Origin of the sequence: Gilliamella sp. BG2, from assembly GCF_046635645.1 — a bacterium.
Classification (GTDB): domain Bacteria; phylum Pseudomonadota; class Gammaproteobacteria; order Enterobacterales; family Orbaceae; genus Gilliamella; species Gilliamella bombi.
Map to the genome: position 1 here is coordinate 1 of NZ_JBIDFF010000030.1, position 17,057 is coordinate 17,057.

18 protein-coding genes and 1 tRNA gene are annotated in these 17,057 nt (G+C 34.3%); 10 read left to right on the forward strand and 9 right to left on the reverse strand.

Annotation, left to right across the window (positions count from 1 at the left end):
* The first annotated feature begins 212 nt into the window (after window positions 1-212).
* Entirely contained in the window at window positions 213-1,139 is a 927-nt protein-coding gene (locus ACGH6Q_RS10560; protein WP_296300794.1) for a hypothetical protein, read from the forward strand.
* A gap of 249 nt (window positions 1,140-1,388) precedes the next feature.
* Here ACGH6Q_RS10560 and ACGH6Q_RS10565 read toward each other — a convergent pair whose 3' ends face one another.
* A complete protein-coding gene (locus ACGH6Q_RS10565; protein ID WP_174798547.1) occupies window positions 1,389-1,970 on the reverse strand; it encodes an IMPACT family protein in 582 nt (193 codons plus the stop codon).
* Window positions 1,971-2,029: 59 nt separating this feature from the next.
* On the opposite strand from ACGH6Q_RS10565, the gene nfi reads away from it, so the two are divergent.
* Both nfi and ACGH6Q_RS10575 read left to right on the forward strand, forming a co-directional pair.
* Complete coding sequence (gene nfi, locus ACGH6Q_RS10570) at window positions 2,030-2,695, forward strand: deoxyribonuclease V (RefSeq protein WP_411578675.1); 666 nt, start codon at window positions 2,030-2,032, stop codon at window positions 2,693-2,695.
* Complete coding sequence (locus ACGH6Q_RS10575; RefSeq protein ID WP_411578660.1) at window positions 2,685-3,431, forward strand: tRNA1(Val) (adenine(37)-N6)-methyltransferase; 747 nt, start codon at window positions 2,685-2,687, stop codon at window positions 3,429-3,431. The genes nfi and ACGH6Q_RS10575 overlap by 11 nt, the downstream gene beginning before the upstream one ends.
* Before the next feature lie 11 nt (window positions 3,432-3,442).
* Here the strand turns inward: ACGH6Q_RS10575 and ACGH6Q_RS10580 are convergent, their stop codons facing one another.
* The 3 genes from ACGH6Q_RS10580 to apt form a co-directional block, all read right to left on the reverse strand.
* Window positions 3,443-4,852 carry a basic amino acid/polyamine antiporter gene (locus ACGH6Q_RS10580; RefSeq protein ID WP_065590444.1) on the reverse strand — a complete coding sequence of 470 codons (1,410 nt, stop codon included), beginning with the start codon at window positions 4,850-4,852 and terminating at the stop codon, window positions 3,443-3,445.
* A gap of 51 nt (window positions 4,853-4,903) precedes the next feature.
* Window positions 4,904-5,674 carry a dimethylargininase gene (gene ddaH, locus ACGH6Q_RS10585; protein WP_411592775.1) on the reverse strand — a complete coding sequence of 257 codons (771 nt, stop codon included), beginning with the start codon at window positions 5,672-5,674 and terminating at the stop codon, window positions 4,904-4,906.
* A gap of 272 nt (window positions 5,675-5,946) precedes the next feature.
* Window positions 5,947-6,498, reverse strand: coding sequence for an adenine phosphoribosyltransferase (apt, locus tag ACGH6Q_RS10590; RefSeq protein ID WP_065609011.1), 552 nt, complete (start codon window positions 6,496-6,498; stop codon window positions 5,947-5,949).
* A 215-nt stretch (window positions 6,499-6,713) separates the two neighbouring features.
* On the opposite strand from apt, the gene ACGH6Q_RS10595 reads away from it, so the two are divergent.
* From ACGH6Q_RS10595 to ACGH6Q_RS10605, 3 genes are read left to right on the forward strand one after another with little or no spacing between them, the layout of a single operon-like run.
* On the forward strand, window positions 6,714-8,066 hold the full coding sequence (locus ACGH6Q_RS10595) for a vWA domain-containing protein (protein ID WP_174798542.1): 1,353 nt from the start codon (window positions 6,714-6,716) through the stop codon (window positions 8,064-8,066).
* 3 nt (window positions 8,067-8,069) lie between these two features.
* Entirely contained in the window at window positions 8,070-9,515 is a 1,446-nt protein-coding gene (locus ACGH6Q_RS10600) for a sensor histidine kinase (RefSeq protein WP_174798541.1), read from the forward strand.
* A 2-nt stretch (window positions 9,516-9,517) separates the two neighbouring features.
* Window positions 9,518-10,201, forward strand: coding sequence for a response regulator transcription factor (locus tag ACGH6Q_RS10605; protein ID WP_034914577.1), 684 nt, complete (start codon window positions 9,518-9,520; stop codon window positions 10,199-10,201).
* 63 nt (window positions 10,202-10,264) lie between these two features.
* Here the strand turns inward: ACGH6Q_RS10605 and ACGH6Q_RS10610 are convergent, their stop codons facing one another.
* The 3 genes from ACGH6Q_RS10610 to lolB form a co-directional block, all read right to left on the reverse strand.
* Window positions 10,265-11,326 (reverse strand): bifunctional transcriptional activator/DNA repair enzyme AdaA, encoded by a 1,062-nt coding sequence (locus ACGH6Q_RS10610; RefSeq protein ID WP_411592776.1) that lies wholly within the window; start codon window positions 11,324-11,326, stop codon window positions 10,265-10,267.
* 246 nt (window positions 11,327-11,572) lie between these two features.
* The gene (ispE, locus tag ACGH6Q_RS10615; protein WP_174798539.1) at window positions 11,573-12,415 is read right to left on the reverse strand and encodes a 4-(cytidine 5'-diphospho)-2-C-methyl-D-erythritol kinase; all 843 of its coding nucleotides are present in this window, start codon (window positions 12,413-12,415) and stop codon (window positions 11,573-11,575) included.
* 12 nt (window positions 12,416-12,427) lie between these two features.
* Complete coding sequence (gene lolB / locus ACGH6Q_RS10620; RefSeq protein ID WP_034914549.1) at window positions 12,428-13,048, reverse strand: lipoprotein insertase outer membrane protein LolB; 621 nt, start codon at window positions 13,046-13,048, stop codon at window positions 12,428-12,430.
* Between the two features lie 166 nt (window positions 13,049-13,214).
* Between lolB and hemA the strand changes: the two genes are divergently transcribed.
* The 4 genes from hemA to ACGH6Q_RS10640 all read left to right on the forward strand — a co-directional run bounded on the left by hemA (window position 13,215) and on the right by ACGH6Q_RS10640 (window position 15,327).
* Window positions 13,215-14,486 carry a glutamyl-tRNA reductase gene (gene hemA / locus ACGH6Q_RS10625; protein ID WP_065559989.1) on the forward strand — a complete coding sequence of 424 codons (1,272 nt, stop codon included), beginning with the start codon at window positions 13,215-13,217 and terminating at the stop codon, window positions 14,484-14,486.
* A 36-nt stretch (window positions 14,487-14,522) separates the two neighbouring features.
* Window positions 14,523-14,780: a DUF1289 domain-containing protein gene (locus ACGH6Q_RS10630; RefSeq protein ID WP_065625977.1), complete on the forward strand. Its 258-nt coding sequence runs from the start codon at window positions 14,523-14,525 to the stop codon at window positions 14,778-14,780.
* 118 nt (window positions 14,781-14,898) lie between these two features.
* Window positions 14,899-15,141 (forward strand): zinc ribbon domain-containing protein, encoded by a 243-nt coding sequence (locus tag ACGH6Q_RS10635; RefSeq protein WP_411592777.1) that lies wholly within the window; start codon window positions 14,899-14,901, stop codon window positions 15,139-15,141.
* A 99-nt stretch (window positions 15,142-15,240) separates the two neighbouring features.
* Window positions 15,241-15,327 (forward strand) — tRNA-Leu (locus ACGH6Q_RS10640).
* Between the two features lie 14 nt (window positions 15,328-15,341).
* Here the strand turns inward: ACGH6Q_RS10640 and ACGH6Q_RS10645 are convergent.
* Window positions 15,342-16,400, reverse strand: a complete 1,059-nt coding sequence (locus ACGH6Q_RS10645) for a tyrosine-type recombinase/integrase (RefSeq protein WP_411592778.1) — start codon at window positions 16,398-16,400, stop codon at window positions 15,342-15,344.
* 354 nt (window positions 16,401-16,754) lie between these two features.
* On the reverse strand, window positions 16,755-17,057 hold a 303-nt coding region (locus tag ACGH6Q_RS10650), incomplete at its 5' end, for a hypothetical protein (protein ID WP_411592779.1).

Genomic DNA, 17,057 nt, shown 5'->3' on the forward strand with positions numbered 1-17,057 from the left:
TTAAAATAAATCATTAATTTACTTGACAGGTGAACCGTAATGCATTATCATTTTAGACACCAGACACCAGACACCAGCACTGGCAAACCTATGTCTTAAATTTATCAAATAAACATACTGGTTGGATTTTTAGCCCCGCCACGTTTATATTTCCAAAGTTATCTTCCAAATTATTATCAAAATTATTCCGAAAATTTCTGTTAGTATTGGTATTGTTATTATTATCTTCTTTATGGAGTTTACAGGCATTACCCGTTAAAAATGGTCGAAGGATTAATCGTAGTGATGCCGTAATACTGCCATCGTCACAATGGGGGGAGCTTAAATTTGTAAAGCCCAATCTTGAGCTGGGTGGACTCCATTTTGCTGGCCCTGCTGATATATGGCACCCAGATTATGGGTTCTTAGTTCAATCAACCGATCAGGGATCATATAACCTAAATTTTCCGACAACGGGCGCAAATGGGTTATATTTTGATTTAATCATAAGGGGAGATGCCGATGAATTAACATGGGGAACGCCAATTACGCATGATGGAATTACCGCTACAGTAACAAGAAAAACAAAATGTAATGCTCAATGCGATGTTGAATTTCGCGTTACACTAACAGGTCCAGAGGCAAGAAATCAATGGTTCAATCCTTATTCTAGTCGAATTGCTAGGCCAAGGTTACCGCTGACCTTTGAGTTAGTGGGGAGAGATAGAGAGGGGAACGAGGTAATTAAATATGGATTTGTCCTGCAAAAATGGTTCGTAGTTAGGGGGGCTGAATTATATCACTACCCTGATATGGTAACTTGGTGTAGTGGTTTGGGTTATCGTGTGCCACAGGTTAAGGATCTGACTAACGCTGTTTGTTCTGGTATTGGCTCAGGTCCGAATTGCCAAGGCTCTATCGGCGCTACACCTCCATCAAAAAATAATAATTACCTGCGTACAATAGGTGCTGGATTATTTTCGGAGTGGGGCTTTATGTATCATTACGCTGGTGCGGACTTCGTTGACCAAAACTATTGGACAAGTGACACGACTAGAATAGGGCAGTTTAGTGGTCAGTTTGATGTGGGAGCTAGTAACGGTGATATTTTTTGGTTCAAGACTTCTATTATTAATTATGGTCTTTGCACCACCCCTTAGTTTTTATGACTTAGTTATTAATCTTTATGGTGCTGATGATATTCTGATATTAATAAAGAATAATCAATAAAAGAATAAAATTCCAGTGCGAGGAGGACAGCCAAAATAGCAAAGCCTGAGAGCTTTGCATTTTAATGACTGAAAGTCCAAAAGCACTTTTATTAAAAATTAAACTTGATATAACAAAAGATAGTCAATAAAAAAATTAATCTTTTATAAAATAAAATCAATATTCTACCTGAGTGATTATTATAGTTCAATAATAACTCGTCCACGAGTGATGTCGCTAATATTTTTTTGTAGGAGTTGCGATTTGTCTTTTGTGATAGCGACGTTTACTTTTACACCTTCAGCATCAAACTCTTGATTTTCAACAATGGAATCAAGTTCCTTTAGACGATTTTCGATAATTGGCCATTCGTTATAATAACAGTGAAATTGTAGCGTTATGCGGGCAATGAGTTCAATTAGCTCAGCTTGTTGTAAGCAGTGGCTAGCTGAACCGCCATAGGCACGAATTAATCCTCCAGTACCTAATTTTATGCCACCAAAGTAACGAGTCACTACTACAACTACTTGGTCACAATCTTGTCCTTCAATGGCTGAAAGAATAGGGCGACCTGCTGTACTAGTGGGCTCGCCATCGTCATTAAATCGGTATTGTTGTCCAATCTTCCATGCCCAGCAGTTGTGGGTGGCGTTGAGATCGCTTATTTGATTAATAAAGTCGGTGGCTTGTTCAGCTGATGTGACTGGCGCTGCATTGACAATAAAACGACTTTTTTTGATTTCTTCTGTTAACTCGGTAGGATTTGCTAATGTATATGGCATGCTAATTCTGATAAAATCAATCTATTGGAATAATGATACTGAACAGAATAAAAATGTCTATCAATTTAGAACAATTAATGCAAACACAGCAGGCGTTAGCCAAGCAGGTTAAATGCGATGATGACTTTAATCCGTCAATAAATTACGTTGGTGGTACTGATGTCGGTTTTGAAGATAATGGCAAGATTACTCGAGCAGCAATCGTTATTTTGCGCTATCCAACTTTCGAGGTTGTTGAGTATCATATTGCTCGGGTTGAGACAGGGTTTCCTTATATTCCTGGTTATTTGTCTTTTCGAGAATACCCTGCGCTACTTGCCGCTTGGCAGCAGGTAAAACAAAAGCCTGATTTATTGTTAGTTGATGGGCAAGGTGTTGCACATCCTAGGCGTTTAGGTATTGCAAGCCATTTAGGTTTGTTGTTAGATATGCCAACAATTGGTGTTGCTAAAAAAAGGCTTTGCGGTCAATACGAAATATTACCTAAGCAAGCAGGTAATGTAACACCTTTACAAGACAAGCAAGAACAGATTGGTTGGGTTTTATGTAGTAAAAATAATTGCAATCCTTTATTTATTTCAACAGGTCACCGAGTAAGTCAAGATAGTGCCTTAAAATGGGTTAATTTATGCTTGCGGGGCTATCGTTTGCCAGAACCGACTCGCTGGGCTGATGCGATAGCATCCAACAAGCCTTTGTTTAAGAAGTTTATTTATGCAGAATAATTCATTACCGTTAAAAAAAGGTGGCTTTACTTTTAAGCGTTTTTTTGTGGCGCACGATAAAAGTCCAATGAAGGTAACAACCGATAGTTGTTTGTTAGGGGCTTGGGTTCCGATTGATTCTGCTCCGCAAAAGGTACTCGATATTGGCTGTGGTTGTGGTGTAATTGCGTTAATGTTAGCTCAGCGGTTAGAACATGATAGCAGCCAAATTGATGCCATCGATATTGATATGCAGGCGGTAGCACAATGTCAGCAAAATAACCAACAAGCTGGGTTTACTTCGATTAATGCGATTAATGCTGATATTAATCAATTTCAGTTAAGTTATGCGGTGGGCTATGATTTGATTGTGACTAATCCCCCTTATTTTGAATCTGCCGTTGATTGTCGCAATTCCCAAAGACAGTTGGCACGTTATACCGAATGCTTGAACTTTCAACAGCTTATTGACACAGTTAAGCGCTTACTAAAACCGAAAGGGCAATTTTGTTTAGTTTTACCTTATCATTTATCCAATCAGTTTAGGTTATTATGTGAATCTAATCAGTTATATTTATTCCAACTGATGAATGTTAGATATAGTGCAGATAAAGACTTTTCGTTATCATTATTGGCTTTTTCATTTATCCAGGCTAATAAAATTGATGAGCAGCAATTGTGTATGCGAGATGGTGATGGGCGTTATTCTCAAGACTTCAGAAAGCTATTAGCTGACTTTTATTTATTTCGAAAATAACGCCTAACTAATTAATTTGGTGTTATGTAGAAGTGTAAAATAGCGATGATAGCTAATAGGATGATTGCAATAGCGTACACTTTGTCATGCAAGTAACTAAATGCTGGCAAAGATCGTTCCTTTCTGGCATAAAGGTAAAAACAGAGTCCCATACTATAGAGTATCATCGACAGTAATAAATAAACTGTGCCACCAGCATAAATCAACCATATGCCATAAAGCGATCCTAAAGCGCCAATCATAATTAAGTAGGCTTTACCTTGTTGAACGGCTAATTTAAAAACAAAGAGAGCCGCCAGTAAATAGGGAATAAGCACCATTGAGGTTGATAATTGGATTAAGGTGTTGTAGCCAGATTGATAGTAGTGGGCAAGGATAATTAATACGGTTATTAAACATGTTGTTAACCATAATGCGTTGGATGGCGTGCCTGCTTTGTTGAGTTTTCCAAAACAACTTGGTACTGTGTGTTGTGTGCCTTGGCCAGCTAAAAATAGCATTTCGGCCGCTAGCATTAACCATGATAGTAATCCACCACTGACTGACACAATTAAACCAATATTAATTAATGTTGCTCCCCAGCTGCCTACTACATGTTCAATAACAAGTGCCATGGAAGGGTTTTTCATTTGAGCAAGTTCTTGTTGTGGCACAATACCAAGCGATAACACAGATACGCAAACAAGTAATAAGCTGGTAATAGCAAAGCCAAAAAAGGTGGCTCGGCTAATGCTGATGATGTTTTTGGCTCTAGCAGCATACACAGTTGCGCTTTCAATCCCTAAGTAGACCCAAACGGTATAGAGCATGGTGTTTTTTACTTGCTCGATAATTGAGCCTAATTGCGGTGTTCCCCAAAAATCTATCTTAAATGTCGATATTTTAAAGGCAAGGCTAACACAAACAATAAATAAACCAATAGGCACGATTTTCGCTAATGTTACTAGGCAATTTAATAAAAAAGCACGATATATTCCTTTTAATACAAAATAGTGCACTATCCATAAAAATATGATAGCCGTAATAACGGCAGGTAATGTGGTACCATGACCAAAGAAGCTCAAGCAATCAAAAGATCCTAATGCACTAAATAAAATCACTAGGTAGCTGGTGCACGACATCCATGCTGATATCCAGTAGCCCCACGCTGCATTAAAGCCGATATAATCGCCAAAACCTTCACGCACATAACCATATAATCCATCATTGATTTTGTAAAATCGAATCGATAAATACTGAAATATCCGTGTTAGCATTAACATGCCAAATAGGGTTATTATCCATGCAATTAAAATAGCGCCAGAGCCCGAACTTTCGGCCATGTTTTGTGGTAGGCTGAAAATACCGCTGCCTACAATACTGCCAACCACTAACAGTGTGAGTGGCAGGATGCCTAGCTTTTTTCTTACCGATGTATTCATGTTGTTGTCTTATTATGTGGTTTAGTACGGTTAATATTTAATATAGATCGATTAAAATCTTAGTGACATGCAACTTACGCCACCATCAATCTTTTGATATTCCGATGTATCAACTTCAATAACTTGATAACCAAGTTTTTCTATTTTTGCTTTTGTTGTTGGATAGCCCATCGGCATTATTACGTGACCATTAACCCAAATACAGTTGGCAGCATAACTTTCTTGTTCGGGAATTTCGATAATATTAAAGCGTTGAAACTCTGGTTTAGTTATAAATTCGCCTGCTGCTAATAGGTTATTGTTTTCTAAATAAGCTAAACCTGTTTTTAGATGTAATACTTTTTCAAGCTTAACTACCGAACCAGTTAATCCGTACTTCTCTAAAATAGCTATCATTTGGTTAGCACCAGCTTGGTTGGTTCGAGCAGATAAGCCAATATAGTAGTGGTTTTCAACCATCATTATATCGCCCGCTTCAACGGTGCCTGGTGCGGTGATTCGCTCAACTTTATTGGGATAAAATCGTTCAATGGTGTTTGATATAATTTCGGTTTCTGCTCGGCGACTTTCTGCTCCAGGCCTTGTAATAATTGCACAATATGGGGTACAAAGCACAGCGTCTTCAACAAAGACTGAATCAGGAAAACGTTCGACGGGTGGTAAAATAGTGATATCAACATCGCACTGTTGTAATGCTCGAATGTAATTATTGTGCTGATCTAAGGCTTTTTGATAATTTGGTTTGCCTAAGTTGGATGATGTTAAACCATTAATTAGTGATTTAGCTGGTGTTCTTGCAATAATATGGTTAAATTTTTTCATTCTATCTATTTCCTTTTGTTTTAAATAATTATGCTTTATTTGTGAATAATAATTCACATTTATGGCTTTATCAAGATGTAAAGTGTATTTTCATTCGTTTTTGGAGGTTTTGTTGGTTTTTTATCTTGATTTATTTAGCTGAATTTAGATAGAGTGGTGGTACATATCTATTTTTTATGCAATGAAAATGACTAACTTATTTTATTTTAGAAAGGAAAAGAGATAAAAGTATTCAAAATAAAAAAAGGCACTAATTGTGCCCTTAATAGTAATTATTCGCCGTCAAAATTAACTAAAGTAAAGCAATCAATTCCCATATCCGTTAACTTTGTTTTGCCACCTAAATCTGGTAAGTTGATTACAAATGCGGCGTTTTCGGCAATGCCACCAGCTTTACGAATTAAATTCGCTGTTGCAGCAATTGTTCCACCTGTAGCAAGTAAATCATCAATAATTAATACTCGTTCACCTGGTTTAATGGCATCAGTGTGAATTTCTAACGTATCTGTCCCGTACTCAAGCTGATATTCTTCTTTAAATACGTGGCGCGGTAACTTATTGGGTTTTCTTACTGGTACAAAACCAATATTTAATGCTAATGCAATTGGAGCTGCAAAGATAAATCCACGCGCTTCGGTGCCAACCACTTTATCTATTTTTTTATCTTTATAGTGATCGATTAATAGCTCAACCGATGTGCGAAATGCAACAGGATCTTCAAGCAGACTAGTAATATCACGAAATAAAATCCCTTTTTTAGGGTAATTTGGTATGGTGATAATACTATTTTTAATAAGTGCAAGTTTTTCTTGTAATTGAGTCATATTAAATGTTCTCTATATCATTTCTATGAGAATGGACAATTTTTTATTATATACTCTCGCCATTTGGAATGGCAATAAACAAAAGTCAATATCGGCATAAATTAAAGTTCTTAACTTGTTTTTTTACATTTTTTTACAAATAAATACAATATTCAGACAGTTTATTTTATAAAAAGCAGATAATTGAATAAACTTCATATAAAAAAGGAAATAACATGAAATTTATTAAATCACTTATTTTTATTGGAATTTCTGCCTTGAGCTTTTTGGGGAATGCTAAAACAAATAATCAAATACAGGTTCGTTCAGAATTGGCATCGCCTATTATCTTAGAAAACTCAGAAGAAAAGAATTATTTAAAAGTGTCGTTAACTGGAATTGAGTTTGACTCATCTAAGCGTGTACCGATTAATTTAGCTTTGGTCATTGATCGTTCTGGTTCTATGTCTGGTGACCGTATTGAAAAAGCAAGAGAAGCGGCTATTCTTGCGGTTAATATGCTTAATAATGAAGATATGTTATCAATTGTTGCTTATGATTCTGATGCTAAAGTTATTTTGCCATCTTCTAAAGTTACTAATAAACAAAAAATTATAAGATTGATTAATAAACACATTGTTGCTGGTGGCGGTACAGCATTATTTGCTGGTTTAAGTAAAGGTATTAATCAAGTTGAAAAGCAACTAACTAAAGATAAAGTTAATCGAATTATTTTGTTATCTGATGGACAAGCTAACATTGGACCTTCTTCGGTTGGCGAACTTTCAGAGTTAGCCATTATTGCAGCTAAAAAGAATATTGCTATTACTACGTTAGGTATTGGTAGTGATTATAATGAGCAGTTAATGTCTTCGATTGCAAGTTATAGTGATGGTAATCATGTATTTATTGATGATACAGCAAAGCTTGAAAATGTATTTGTGCGTGAATTTAAAGATGTTATGTCTGCTGTTGCGCAAGATGTAATTATTACTATTCATTTGAAAGAAGGTGTTAAGCCTGTGCGTTTACTTGGTCGTGATGGTGTGATTAAAGATAATCAAGTCACAGTTAAAATGAATCAGTTGTATTCAAATCAAGAAAAGTATCTATTATTAGAAGTTATCCCAGAAAAAGGTAAAGTAGGGCAAAATAAAACACTCGCCAAAATTGATTTGCAATATAATAATTTATTAGAAAATAAAACCGAAAATGAAACCCAAGTCGTTAAAATTGCTTATACTGATAATCAAGATGTAGTTAATAAAGCCATTGTTCATGAAGTCGTTGCCGAATCAGAAATACAAAAAGTTGCACTTGAAAATGAAAAAGCTTTAAAACTTTATAATGAAGGTAAATTAGAAGAAGCAAGACAGTTATTGCAAGAAAATAGTAAAAAGCTTAGAGATCGAGCAGAAATGTTAAGCGAACGCGAGCCAGAAGTAAGTAGTAGATTAAAAGAACAAATGGATAAAAATAATATAATGGCTGATGCAATTCTTACCGATGATGAGAACACTTATCGTAAAAAAGTGACTGAAAAACAGTATGAATCTAAGCAAAATATGAAAAGTGTGATAAAAAAATAACTTATGAAAAAATTAACAGCGATTTTGTCTTTTTTTATATTAATAGTTGCTTTTAGCTATTTAGGTTGGCGAACTATTGAGCATGAGATCTTAATGCGCCAAACTAATCAGAAGCTATTAGCACAAAGTCAAATGAAGAATATAAAATCATCAATTGAATCGCTGTTAAATCAACGAGCTGTTTATTTTAATAGTTTGGCTCAGTTTTTACATAGCGATCAAACTGATATTGATGTTTTTTTAGCATCACAAACCGATATTAAAAATATCTTTAAGATCAAACATAATAAAATTGTTTATTTTAGCAATAAAACCGATCTGCAATGGAGCAATATTGTTGAATCAATTGAATACGATAGTTCAATTTTAGTTAATCATCATTCTCAATCTGAGCAATTTCAACCTAAATTTGGTTGGTATCAATTCTATGATCATCTTATTTATTGGGTAATTGAATCAGACACGATAATTGGTTTTGAGCTTTCAACCATTAATTTTTCGTTAAATGTGATTTGTTTATTTGACGATCAAATGTTAGCTGATAATTTTGTGTTATTAGATCACGATAAACAGATTTATGTTAATGGTGAACAATTGGCCGATAGTATCACTATTACGCTAGATTATCCATTACAGAATTGGAAATTAATTTATTATTATCAATCGCCTAAATTATTAGTATTGTATTTACTTGGTGGTGGGGTTATTGGTTTATTTATCATTGCTATTAGTTTTATTGTTTTGTATTGCTATCGTGAATATACTCGAACATTACGATTAGCAAAACAACAAGTTAGCTTTGTTGGTCAGGTTTCACACGAGTTTAAAACACCTTTAACCAATATCACACTTTATGCTGAACTATTACAAGAAAAACTGATAGATGAGCCCGTGCCAATTTCAGATTATTTAGAGGTAATAACAAGTGAAAGCAAGCGATTGACAAGATTAGTACAAAATGTGCTTAATTTTAATAAGCCAGCCAAGCTGAATATTAAACCAGTCAATTTAACACACCTAGTTGAACGAGTTTATACTACTTTTAAACCTGTGTTAGCAAAGAAATCTTTGCAACTTAATTTAATTATTAATTGTGATAAAAATTGCATGATTAATACCGATGAAGATAGTGTGTTACAAATTGTTAATAATTTTTTAAGTAATGCCGAAAAATATGCTGCAAGAGGTAAAAAAGTTGATTTGTTACTCAATAAAAATGACAAACAAACAATCATTACAGTTCGAGATTATGGTATCGGCATACCGAATCATTTAATCAGGCAGATCTTTAAACCATTTTATCGTATCAATTCATCAATAACAGAAGGGGTTGCTGGTACAGGTATTGGACTTACCATTGCTAACCAATTAGCACAGCAATTGAATGGCACCATTCAGGTTGTAAATGAAAACCCTGGCGTAGCCTTTTCGTTAATTATTATGGAGTAAAAATGAAGATTTTAATTGCTGAAGATGATTTATATATCCGTAAAGGTATGACCGATCTTTTAGAACAAGAAGGCTATTCAATTATTCAAGCTCCTAATGGTAAAGTTGCTCTAGAATTATTTGAACAAAATCAACCTGATTTTATTATTTTAGATATTATGATGCCTGAACTTGATGGTTACAGCGTTTGTCGTGAAATACGTAAAATAAATGATGATGTGCCAATTTTATTTTTATCAGCAAAAGATGAAGAAATTGATCGCGTAATAGGGCTTGAACTAGGTGCTGATGATTATATGAGTAAACCATTTGGTGTACATGAGCTAAGAGCAAGAATTAAAGCTATAGCTAAACGTTATTTAAAATCACAACAATCCAATCCAAAAGTTGATGATTCTTTTGTTTTTGGTGATTTGCTGGTTTATCCAATTGAGTTATGCGCTAAACGTAGGGAACAAACTATTGAGCTTTCGTTACGAGAAATAAAGATACTGGAATGTTTTTATAAAAATAAAAATAACGTGGTTACCCGTGATATGCTGTTTGATTACGCTTGGGGCTATGATTATATGCCAAACAGCCGAACACTAGATCAACATATTTCGAAATTACGCAAACAAATCGAAATTGATCCCTTAAATCCAGTTTTGATCAAAACAGTTCATGGTGTAGGGTATAGGCATTAATCGTACTTTTGATAATAAAAAACTTTATTTTGCATTAGTCTAATTTGTGTTGAGAGAATACTTTTAGTTTTTATCTGAATATTTTTTTTCGTGTTCAATTAGCCAACGTTTTCGTTCTAATCCTCCACCATATCCCATTAATTCGCCATTTGAGCCAATGACTCGGTGGCAAGGTATGATAATTGCAATTCGATTAAATCCATTTGCGCTTGCAACTGCGCGAATAGCATGTGGATTATTGATGTTTTCTGCTTGCTCTTTATAGGTAGTTAGTTTTCCATAAGGGATTTGTTTTAAACTGTCCCAAACAGTTCGCTGAAAATCTGTTCCAGGAGTATGTAATTTAACTGCAAAATATTTTCTTATTCCTTGAAAATATTCATCAATTTCATTTTTAGCTTGAACAATATGGCTATTTTCTCCAAAAATAATTTTTGTATTAAGTTGTGTTTGTAATTGTTTAAATTCTGTTTCTAACATTCGACGATCCACGAATTCTAATAGGCAAACACCTTGATTAGTGGCGCAAATAAACATTGGTCCCAATGGTGTAGTTAGGCGATTAACCAAAATAATTTCGTTATTAGTATTTTGAGATGAGGCATTTTTCATTATTTTTTTGTAAGTGTATCCAAAACCACTTAATGACACATATCCTGTATCATAAGCGATATTAATGACATTTTTACCAATTTTAAGCTCTTGAAAGGCATTATTTATTCGATACATCCTTTGATAGGCTTGGAAGGTAATACCATAATTTTTTTTGAACCAGCGTCTGATCGTTTCGGGGCTTATTTGATGCTCTTTTAATATCATATCGGATATTTTTGTTTTAGGATTTTGGGTAATTAAAGCGATAGCTTTAATGACTTCTGATGGTGCTGCGTTAGAATTTTCAGTTGGTTTGCAAATTTTACAAGGACGATATCCAGCATCAAGAGCTTCTTTGAAAGTGCTAAAAAATTCTACATTTTCATATTTTGGTTTCTTTGCCCGACAAGTTGCAATACAAAATACCGAAGTTGTTTTAACTCCAGCATAGAATATCCCAATATAGCCTTGGTCTTTTGCAAGTAAAGCCTGATAATATTGTTTCCTTTTGTCTAAATTGGTAATAAGCATAATTTTTAAAATCTTAATTTTAGTTAATTGATAACTGGGTTTTGTAATCTGGTCAGCATATTAAATAAACAATAAGCATCGCAACCGAAAAATCGACAACTATTTTTATTTTACTGTTTTTATGGTTTATAAATATAATTGGTGATTACCACATTCTATCTTTGTCAAAATGTGGTTATATTTAATATATAAATATTGACGTAATAAAACCTTAACCATTTAATGATTGTTGATTAAGGTTTTTGTTTAATTTGTGAATAAAGGAGAGGTGTTTAACGATTTTGCGACAAAACTATTAACTGATAGTGCTGCATTAAGTTTGCCTTGAATGGCTAATGCTTGTTGCTTTGATTCACATTGGGTAAAAACACATGCACCAGTTCCTGTTAATCGAGTTGTACCATATTGGGAAAGGTAAGTAATTATTTTATTTATTGTTGGATAACGTTTCCTAACTACTTCCTCACAATCATTTTTTAATTCGTTAAACTTCAATGAAAGTAAATCAGTAATGCTTTGAGCTGGCGTATTGCGAGTTAGCTCAGGAGCATTAAATATTTCGACTGTTGATATTTCAATATTAGGGCAAGTGACTAAATACCAATATTCAGGAATATCTACAGGGTGAAATTGATCGCCAATTCCTTCGGCAAAAGCCGCATGACCATAAATAAAAATAGGGACATCGGCACCAATTTTTCGTCCTATATCCATTAGTATTTCGGTTGATAAATTAAGTTGCCATAGCTGATTAAGTGCTACTAATACTGTTGCAGCATTAGATGAGGCTCCTCCTAATCCACCACCCATAGGAATTTTTTTATCAATTGTAATATCTACACCTAAATCATTACGGTTGGTATAGGATTTCAATTGTTCAGCAGCAACAACAATTAAGTTTTTATTAACGGGTACATTTGTAAAATCGGTTAATAAGTTAATTTTATTATCTTGACGAACATTAAAGATTAGGATGTCGCAATAATCAATAAATTGAAATAACGTTTGCAAATTATGATAATTGTCAGAACGGCGTCCAGTGATATAAAGGAATAAATTTAATTTAGCAGGTGATAACCACTGTTTCATAACTATTATCCTTTATCGTAAAATCCAGTCACTAATTTTTAAGCGAACAACTTCGTCATCATGCGTAAGCTCTATAGTTGCAGGTAAATCTATCTTTTTGTTTTGATAAGTATAAGTAGAGTAACTTGGAATTTTTAATGTCCATTTATTGTTATTTTGTATAAAGACAGTTGAAAGTAATCTTCCTGAACTATCTAACTTGTCAGTATTGATGTTGTCTGAAAATCCTTTTAACCAATTATGCAAAGAATTAAGTGGAATATTTACATTGGATATCTTTTTCATAAGATTTTCAACATTGGTATCTTGGTAATTTCTACCGTCTTTATCAACCAGTTGAGCATAATTAGGTTCGGCGTTTAATGTTAAAATATTGCTACCAATGGGGGAGGTTAATTTAACTTGGTAGTTATCAGTTGATTGTTGAGCTATTAAAAATCGTCCATAATTACGAGATTTATCACTTATGTAAGCTATACTACCTTTAACTTGGAATGTGTTTATTTGTTTTAGATTTTGTTGGCGGATTTGCCACTGCTGTTCAATCGAAGTGTTGTTTTGAGATTTTGTTATTTGGCAAGCGGTGATAAGTAAAGGTAATATGAAAACAAATATATATTTGATTTTAGACATAAAATAACTCTTAGTTGTTAGTGTTTGTGTCAATAAGTGCAGTATTATAACTGATAATTTACTGAATAAGAAAAAGAACCTTTACTGTTTTTTATGTATAATATAGACGTTTAAGAACTGTTAATAAAATAATATATCTAATAACCTTCAAAAAAGAAGCGATGCAATGTCTATTACAATTTTTGGTGTTAATCATAAAACAGCGCCAGTTGCTTTAAGGGAAAGGCTTGCTTTTCCTAATGAGATTGTCGATAAAGCACTATACAGCTTATACCAACATCCTTTAGTTGATGGGTGTGTTATTTTGTCTACCTGCAATAGAACAGAAATTTATCTTAGTTATGAGCATCAAACTGACTATCTAAGATTAAAACAATCTGTAGAAAGTTGGTTAGGACAATTTCATCATCTTGATGTTGATCTATACCAAGATTCATTTTATTGGTATGACGGTCAACAAGCTGTTGAACATTTGATGTCGGTAGCAAGTGGTTTAGATTCTATGATCATTGGTGAGCCACAAATTCTAGGGCAAGTTAAGCAAGCATATAGTTTTGCTCAAGAACAAAATTGCTTATCTGTTCAATTAAAAAAACTATTTCAAAAAGTATTTCATGTAGCGAAAATTGTCCGTAGTGAAACCAATATTGGCACTAATACAGCATCTGTCGCTTATGCTGCTTGTTTAGTTGCTCGCCATCTTTTTAGTGATACCTCTAATTTAAATATTATGCTTGTTGGCGCGGGTGAAACAATAGAGCTTATTTCACGTTACTTAAAACCGCATGGATTTAATCAAGTTATTATTGCCAATCGAACCCGTGAAAAGGCATTAAAACTTGCGGTTGATATTGATGCAGAAATCATTTCATTACCTGATATCGCTAATCGACTTAAAGATGTTGATATTGTGATCAGCTCAACAGCGAGTCCTTTACCTATTATAGGTAAAGGCATGGTTGAGCGCACTTTACGAGCTAGAAATCATCGTAAAATGCTGTTTATTGATTTAGCTGTTCCTCGCGATGTCGAGGAAGAGGTTAGTCAACTCAATAATGTGCATCTTTATACTATTGATGACTTACAAAAAACGGTTGAAAGTAATTTAGAACAAAGAGCTATTGCCGCTAAAGAAGCGCAATATCTTATTCAAGAACAAGCTGAACTTTTCATTGATTGGCTTAAGACTAGACATGCAGTTGCTTATGTTAAGCAGTATCGTAGTAATGCAGAAAGTATCAAACGTGAGTTACAAATAAAAGCCTTAAATGCCATCAGGCAGGGCGCTAACATTGACGATGTTTTTGCTGAGTTTTCGCATCGCTTAACCAATAAATTAATCCACGCACCGACTCAAACATTACTTCATGCAGCTACACATGATTGTGATGACTGTTTTAAAGTATTAAGTAAAGGATTAGGATTAAAAGAACATTAGTCAATATGTCGTTTTGCTTAGGAAACGAGGAATAAATTGGATCAGATTGAATTTTTTGATATTCCAAGCCCGTGTAAACGAGTTTGTGTAACTGATAAACAAGGCTATTGTATTGCTTGTTATCGCTCAAGAGAAGAAAGATTTAGTTGGTTAACCTTGAGTGATAGCCAAAAGCAAAAAGTTTTGCGTTTATGTAAACAACGGGCATTAAAACGCCGTTATCTATTATCAAAACAGCAACGACAACAACAAGACTTAAATCCAGTAACACCTCAATTCGATCTTAATTTCTAAATCTATTTATCTATTTTTAATATATATTGTAATCTTGTTTAACTCAGAGTAGGATTTTTATACATATAAAGATGGCAATTATTTAGTCACCTTTTTTAATATTATTGGAATTTAAAATATGAAAATGTGTATTGCATGTGGCATGCCAATGACTGCTATTGCTGATTATCCATTGCTCGATATGTCTAAAAACTATTGTAAACATTGTGCTCATAAAGATGGCACAATGAAAACATTTGATGAAAAATGGCATGAAGTTACATTACAATATGCTCAAAATCACAATGTTGATAATGCAGTAGCTAAACAAACTGCTTATATAATCCTTAAAAAATTACCTGCCTGGAAAAGGAAGCATTAGACGTTTTTTTAGGCAGATAAATTGCTTTATGAATAATATCTGTTGCAGATATTGCAAAGCTTAGTATAATGCCAACGTTTACTTATTTGCACTTCAAATGCCAGTGTGGCGAAATTGGTAGACGCAGCGGATTCAAAATCCGCCGCCCTTAAAAGCGTGTCGGTTCGAGTCCGACCACTGGCACCAATAAAATCAATAGTTTATATAGCTTTTCTTTCGCTATTTACACTAAGCTTTGTGCCATCAAAATGGCTTTGTGCCGTAAATGTGACATTATTTGCGAACTCCAACATATGATCAGCATTCAAGTGAGCGTATTTTTTTACCATTTCCAACGTTTCCCAGCCGCCAAGCTCTTTTAACGTGAATAATGGTGTGCCAGCTTGAACGTGCCAACTCGCCCACGTATGCCTTAGATCGTGGAAATGAAAATTTTCAATCCCTGATCGTGAACAAGCATTTTTGAAATCACGCCGATCTATATCGCAAAGACGCTTATTCGTTGAGCGAGTAAAAACGTAACGAGAATTATTCTTAAATCTTAGAGATCTCAATAAATCGATAGCATCTTGATTTAATAATAAAGCCCTTGCCTTGCCTGACTTTGCGTTTTCATTTGTAATTGTTGCTACACGGTTCACGAAGTCTACATTATTCCATGTCAATGTAAATATCTCACTCATACGCGCGCCCGTTGATAATGCAAAAAAACAAACATCTTTCATCCATTGAAGATTTAGATTACTTATAAGCAAGCTAGCTTTTTGTTTTGTAATCCATCTAACTCTAACTTTTGGTTCGTTATACTTTGGGACGTAAGGTACGTTATCAATCCATCCCAATTTGTAAGCTAAACTAAAAGCCCTTAATATCGTTGAACGGTAACGGTTTTTTGTAGCATTCGCAATAGGTATCTTAGCCTTTAATTGGTATGTCGGAATGCTGTTTGCAATTTCCTCACTAGTTATACTTGATAAATCTCTCCCAGCAAATATTTTTAAAAAATATTCAGCGTGAGCTTGTTTGCAATAAAATTTAGATTGCCCTTGACCATCTTTCAATAGCAATATAATAGCTTCTTCAAAAAGCCTAGTTGGCTTTTTGTTGATTCTTGACGTTTCCCACAATTCAACTTTTAGCCGATCGTGATATTCTAACGCCTGCTTTTTGTCTGCCGTACCAGTAGAGCGTCTAATTCTTGACCCATCCGGCGCGACGATGTCAATATGCCAGACGTCGCCACGTTTTTTAATTGACATTTTTTTACCTCCTTAATTTCAGAGGTTAGCCGATTTGCATTATGCTTTGCCTTGAAATTTTCTTCAAACTCTTTTTTATCGACCAACCATTTTCCAACTCTATTTTTTGATTTAGATTGAAAAGAAAATCCGTATTCTTTTCTTTTTTCATAAAGATACGTGTAAGATAATTTTGTTATTCTTGCCGCATCTTTTAATGTAATCATTTCCATAATTACCTCTGATTCTCTCTTATCAACAAATAACACTTAGCAATAGCACGGCAGTTGTTTTTAGTGGTTTTTTCATTTGATTTCCTTAGAATTTTGGCGTTAATTCATTAGAGTCTCCCCCCATTGGGGGGAGTGATATTGTCTAACATTCTTCTATTTTTACGTCATCTGGGCATTCAATTGTTAAAGCAGGGCTGTAATTGTGCCCATTAATTAACTGAATATTCCAATTTGGAATTGGTATACCCTCATTTACTGGAGCGACGCCAATCATCCAGACGCAAGGAGTAACGTACTCACCGATGACGTAAAGCTGATTTTCGCCCGAACTAACTTTATATCGCGCTAGTTTATCGAAACAGTCGATTTCTTCGACAGGTTTTCCATTTATTGATACACTAAAAATATCGTCGCTGTGACCGATGAAAGTTAATTGTTTAGTCAT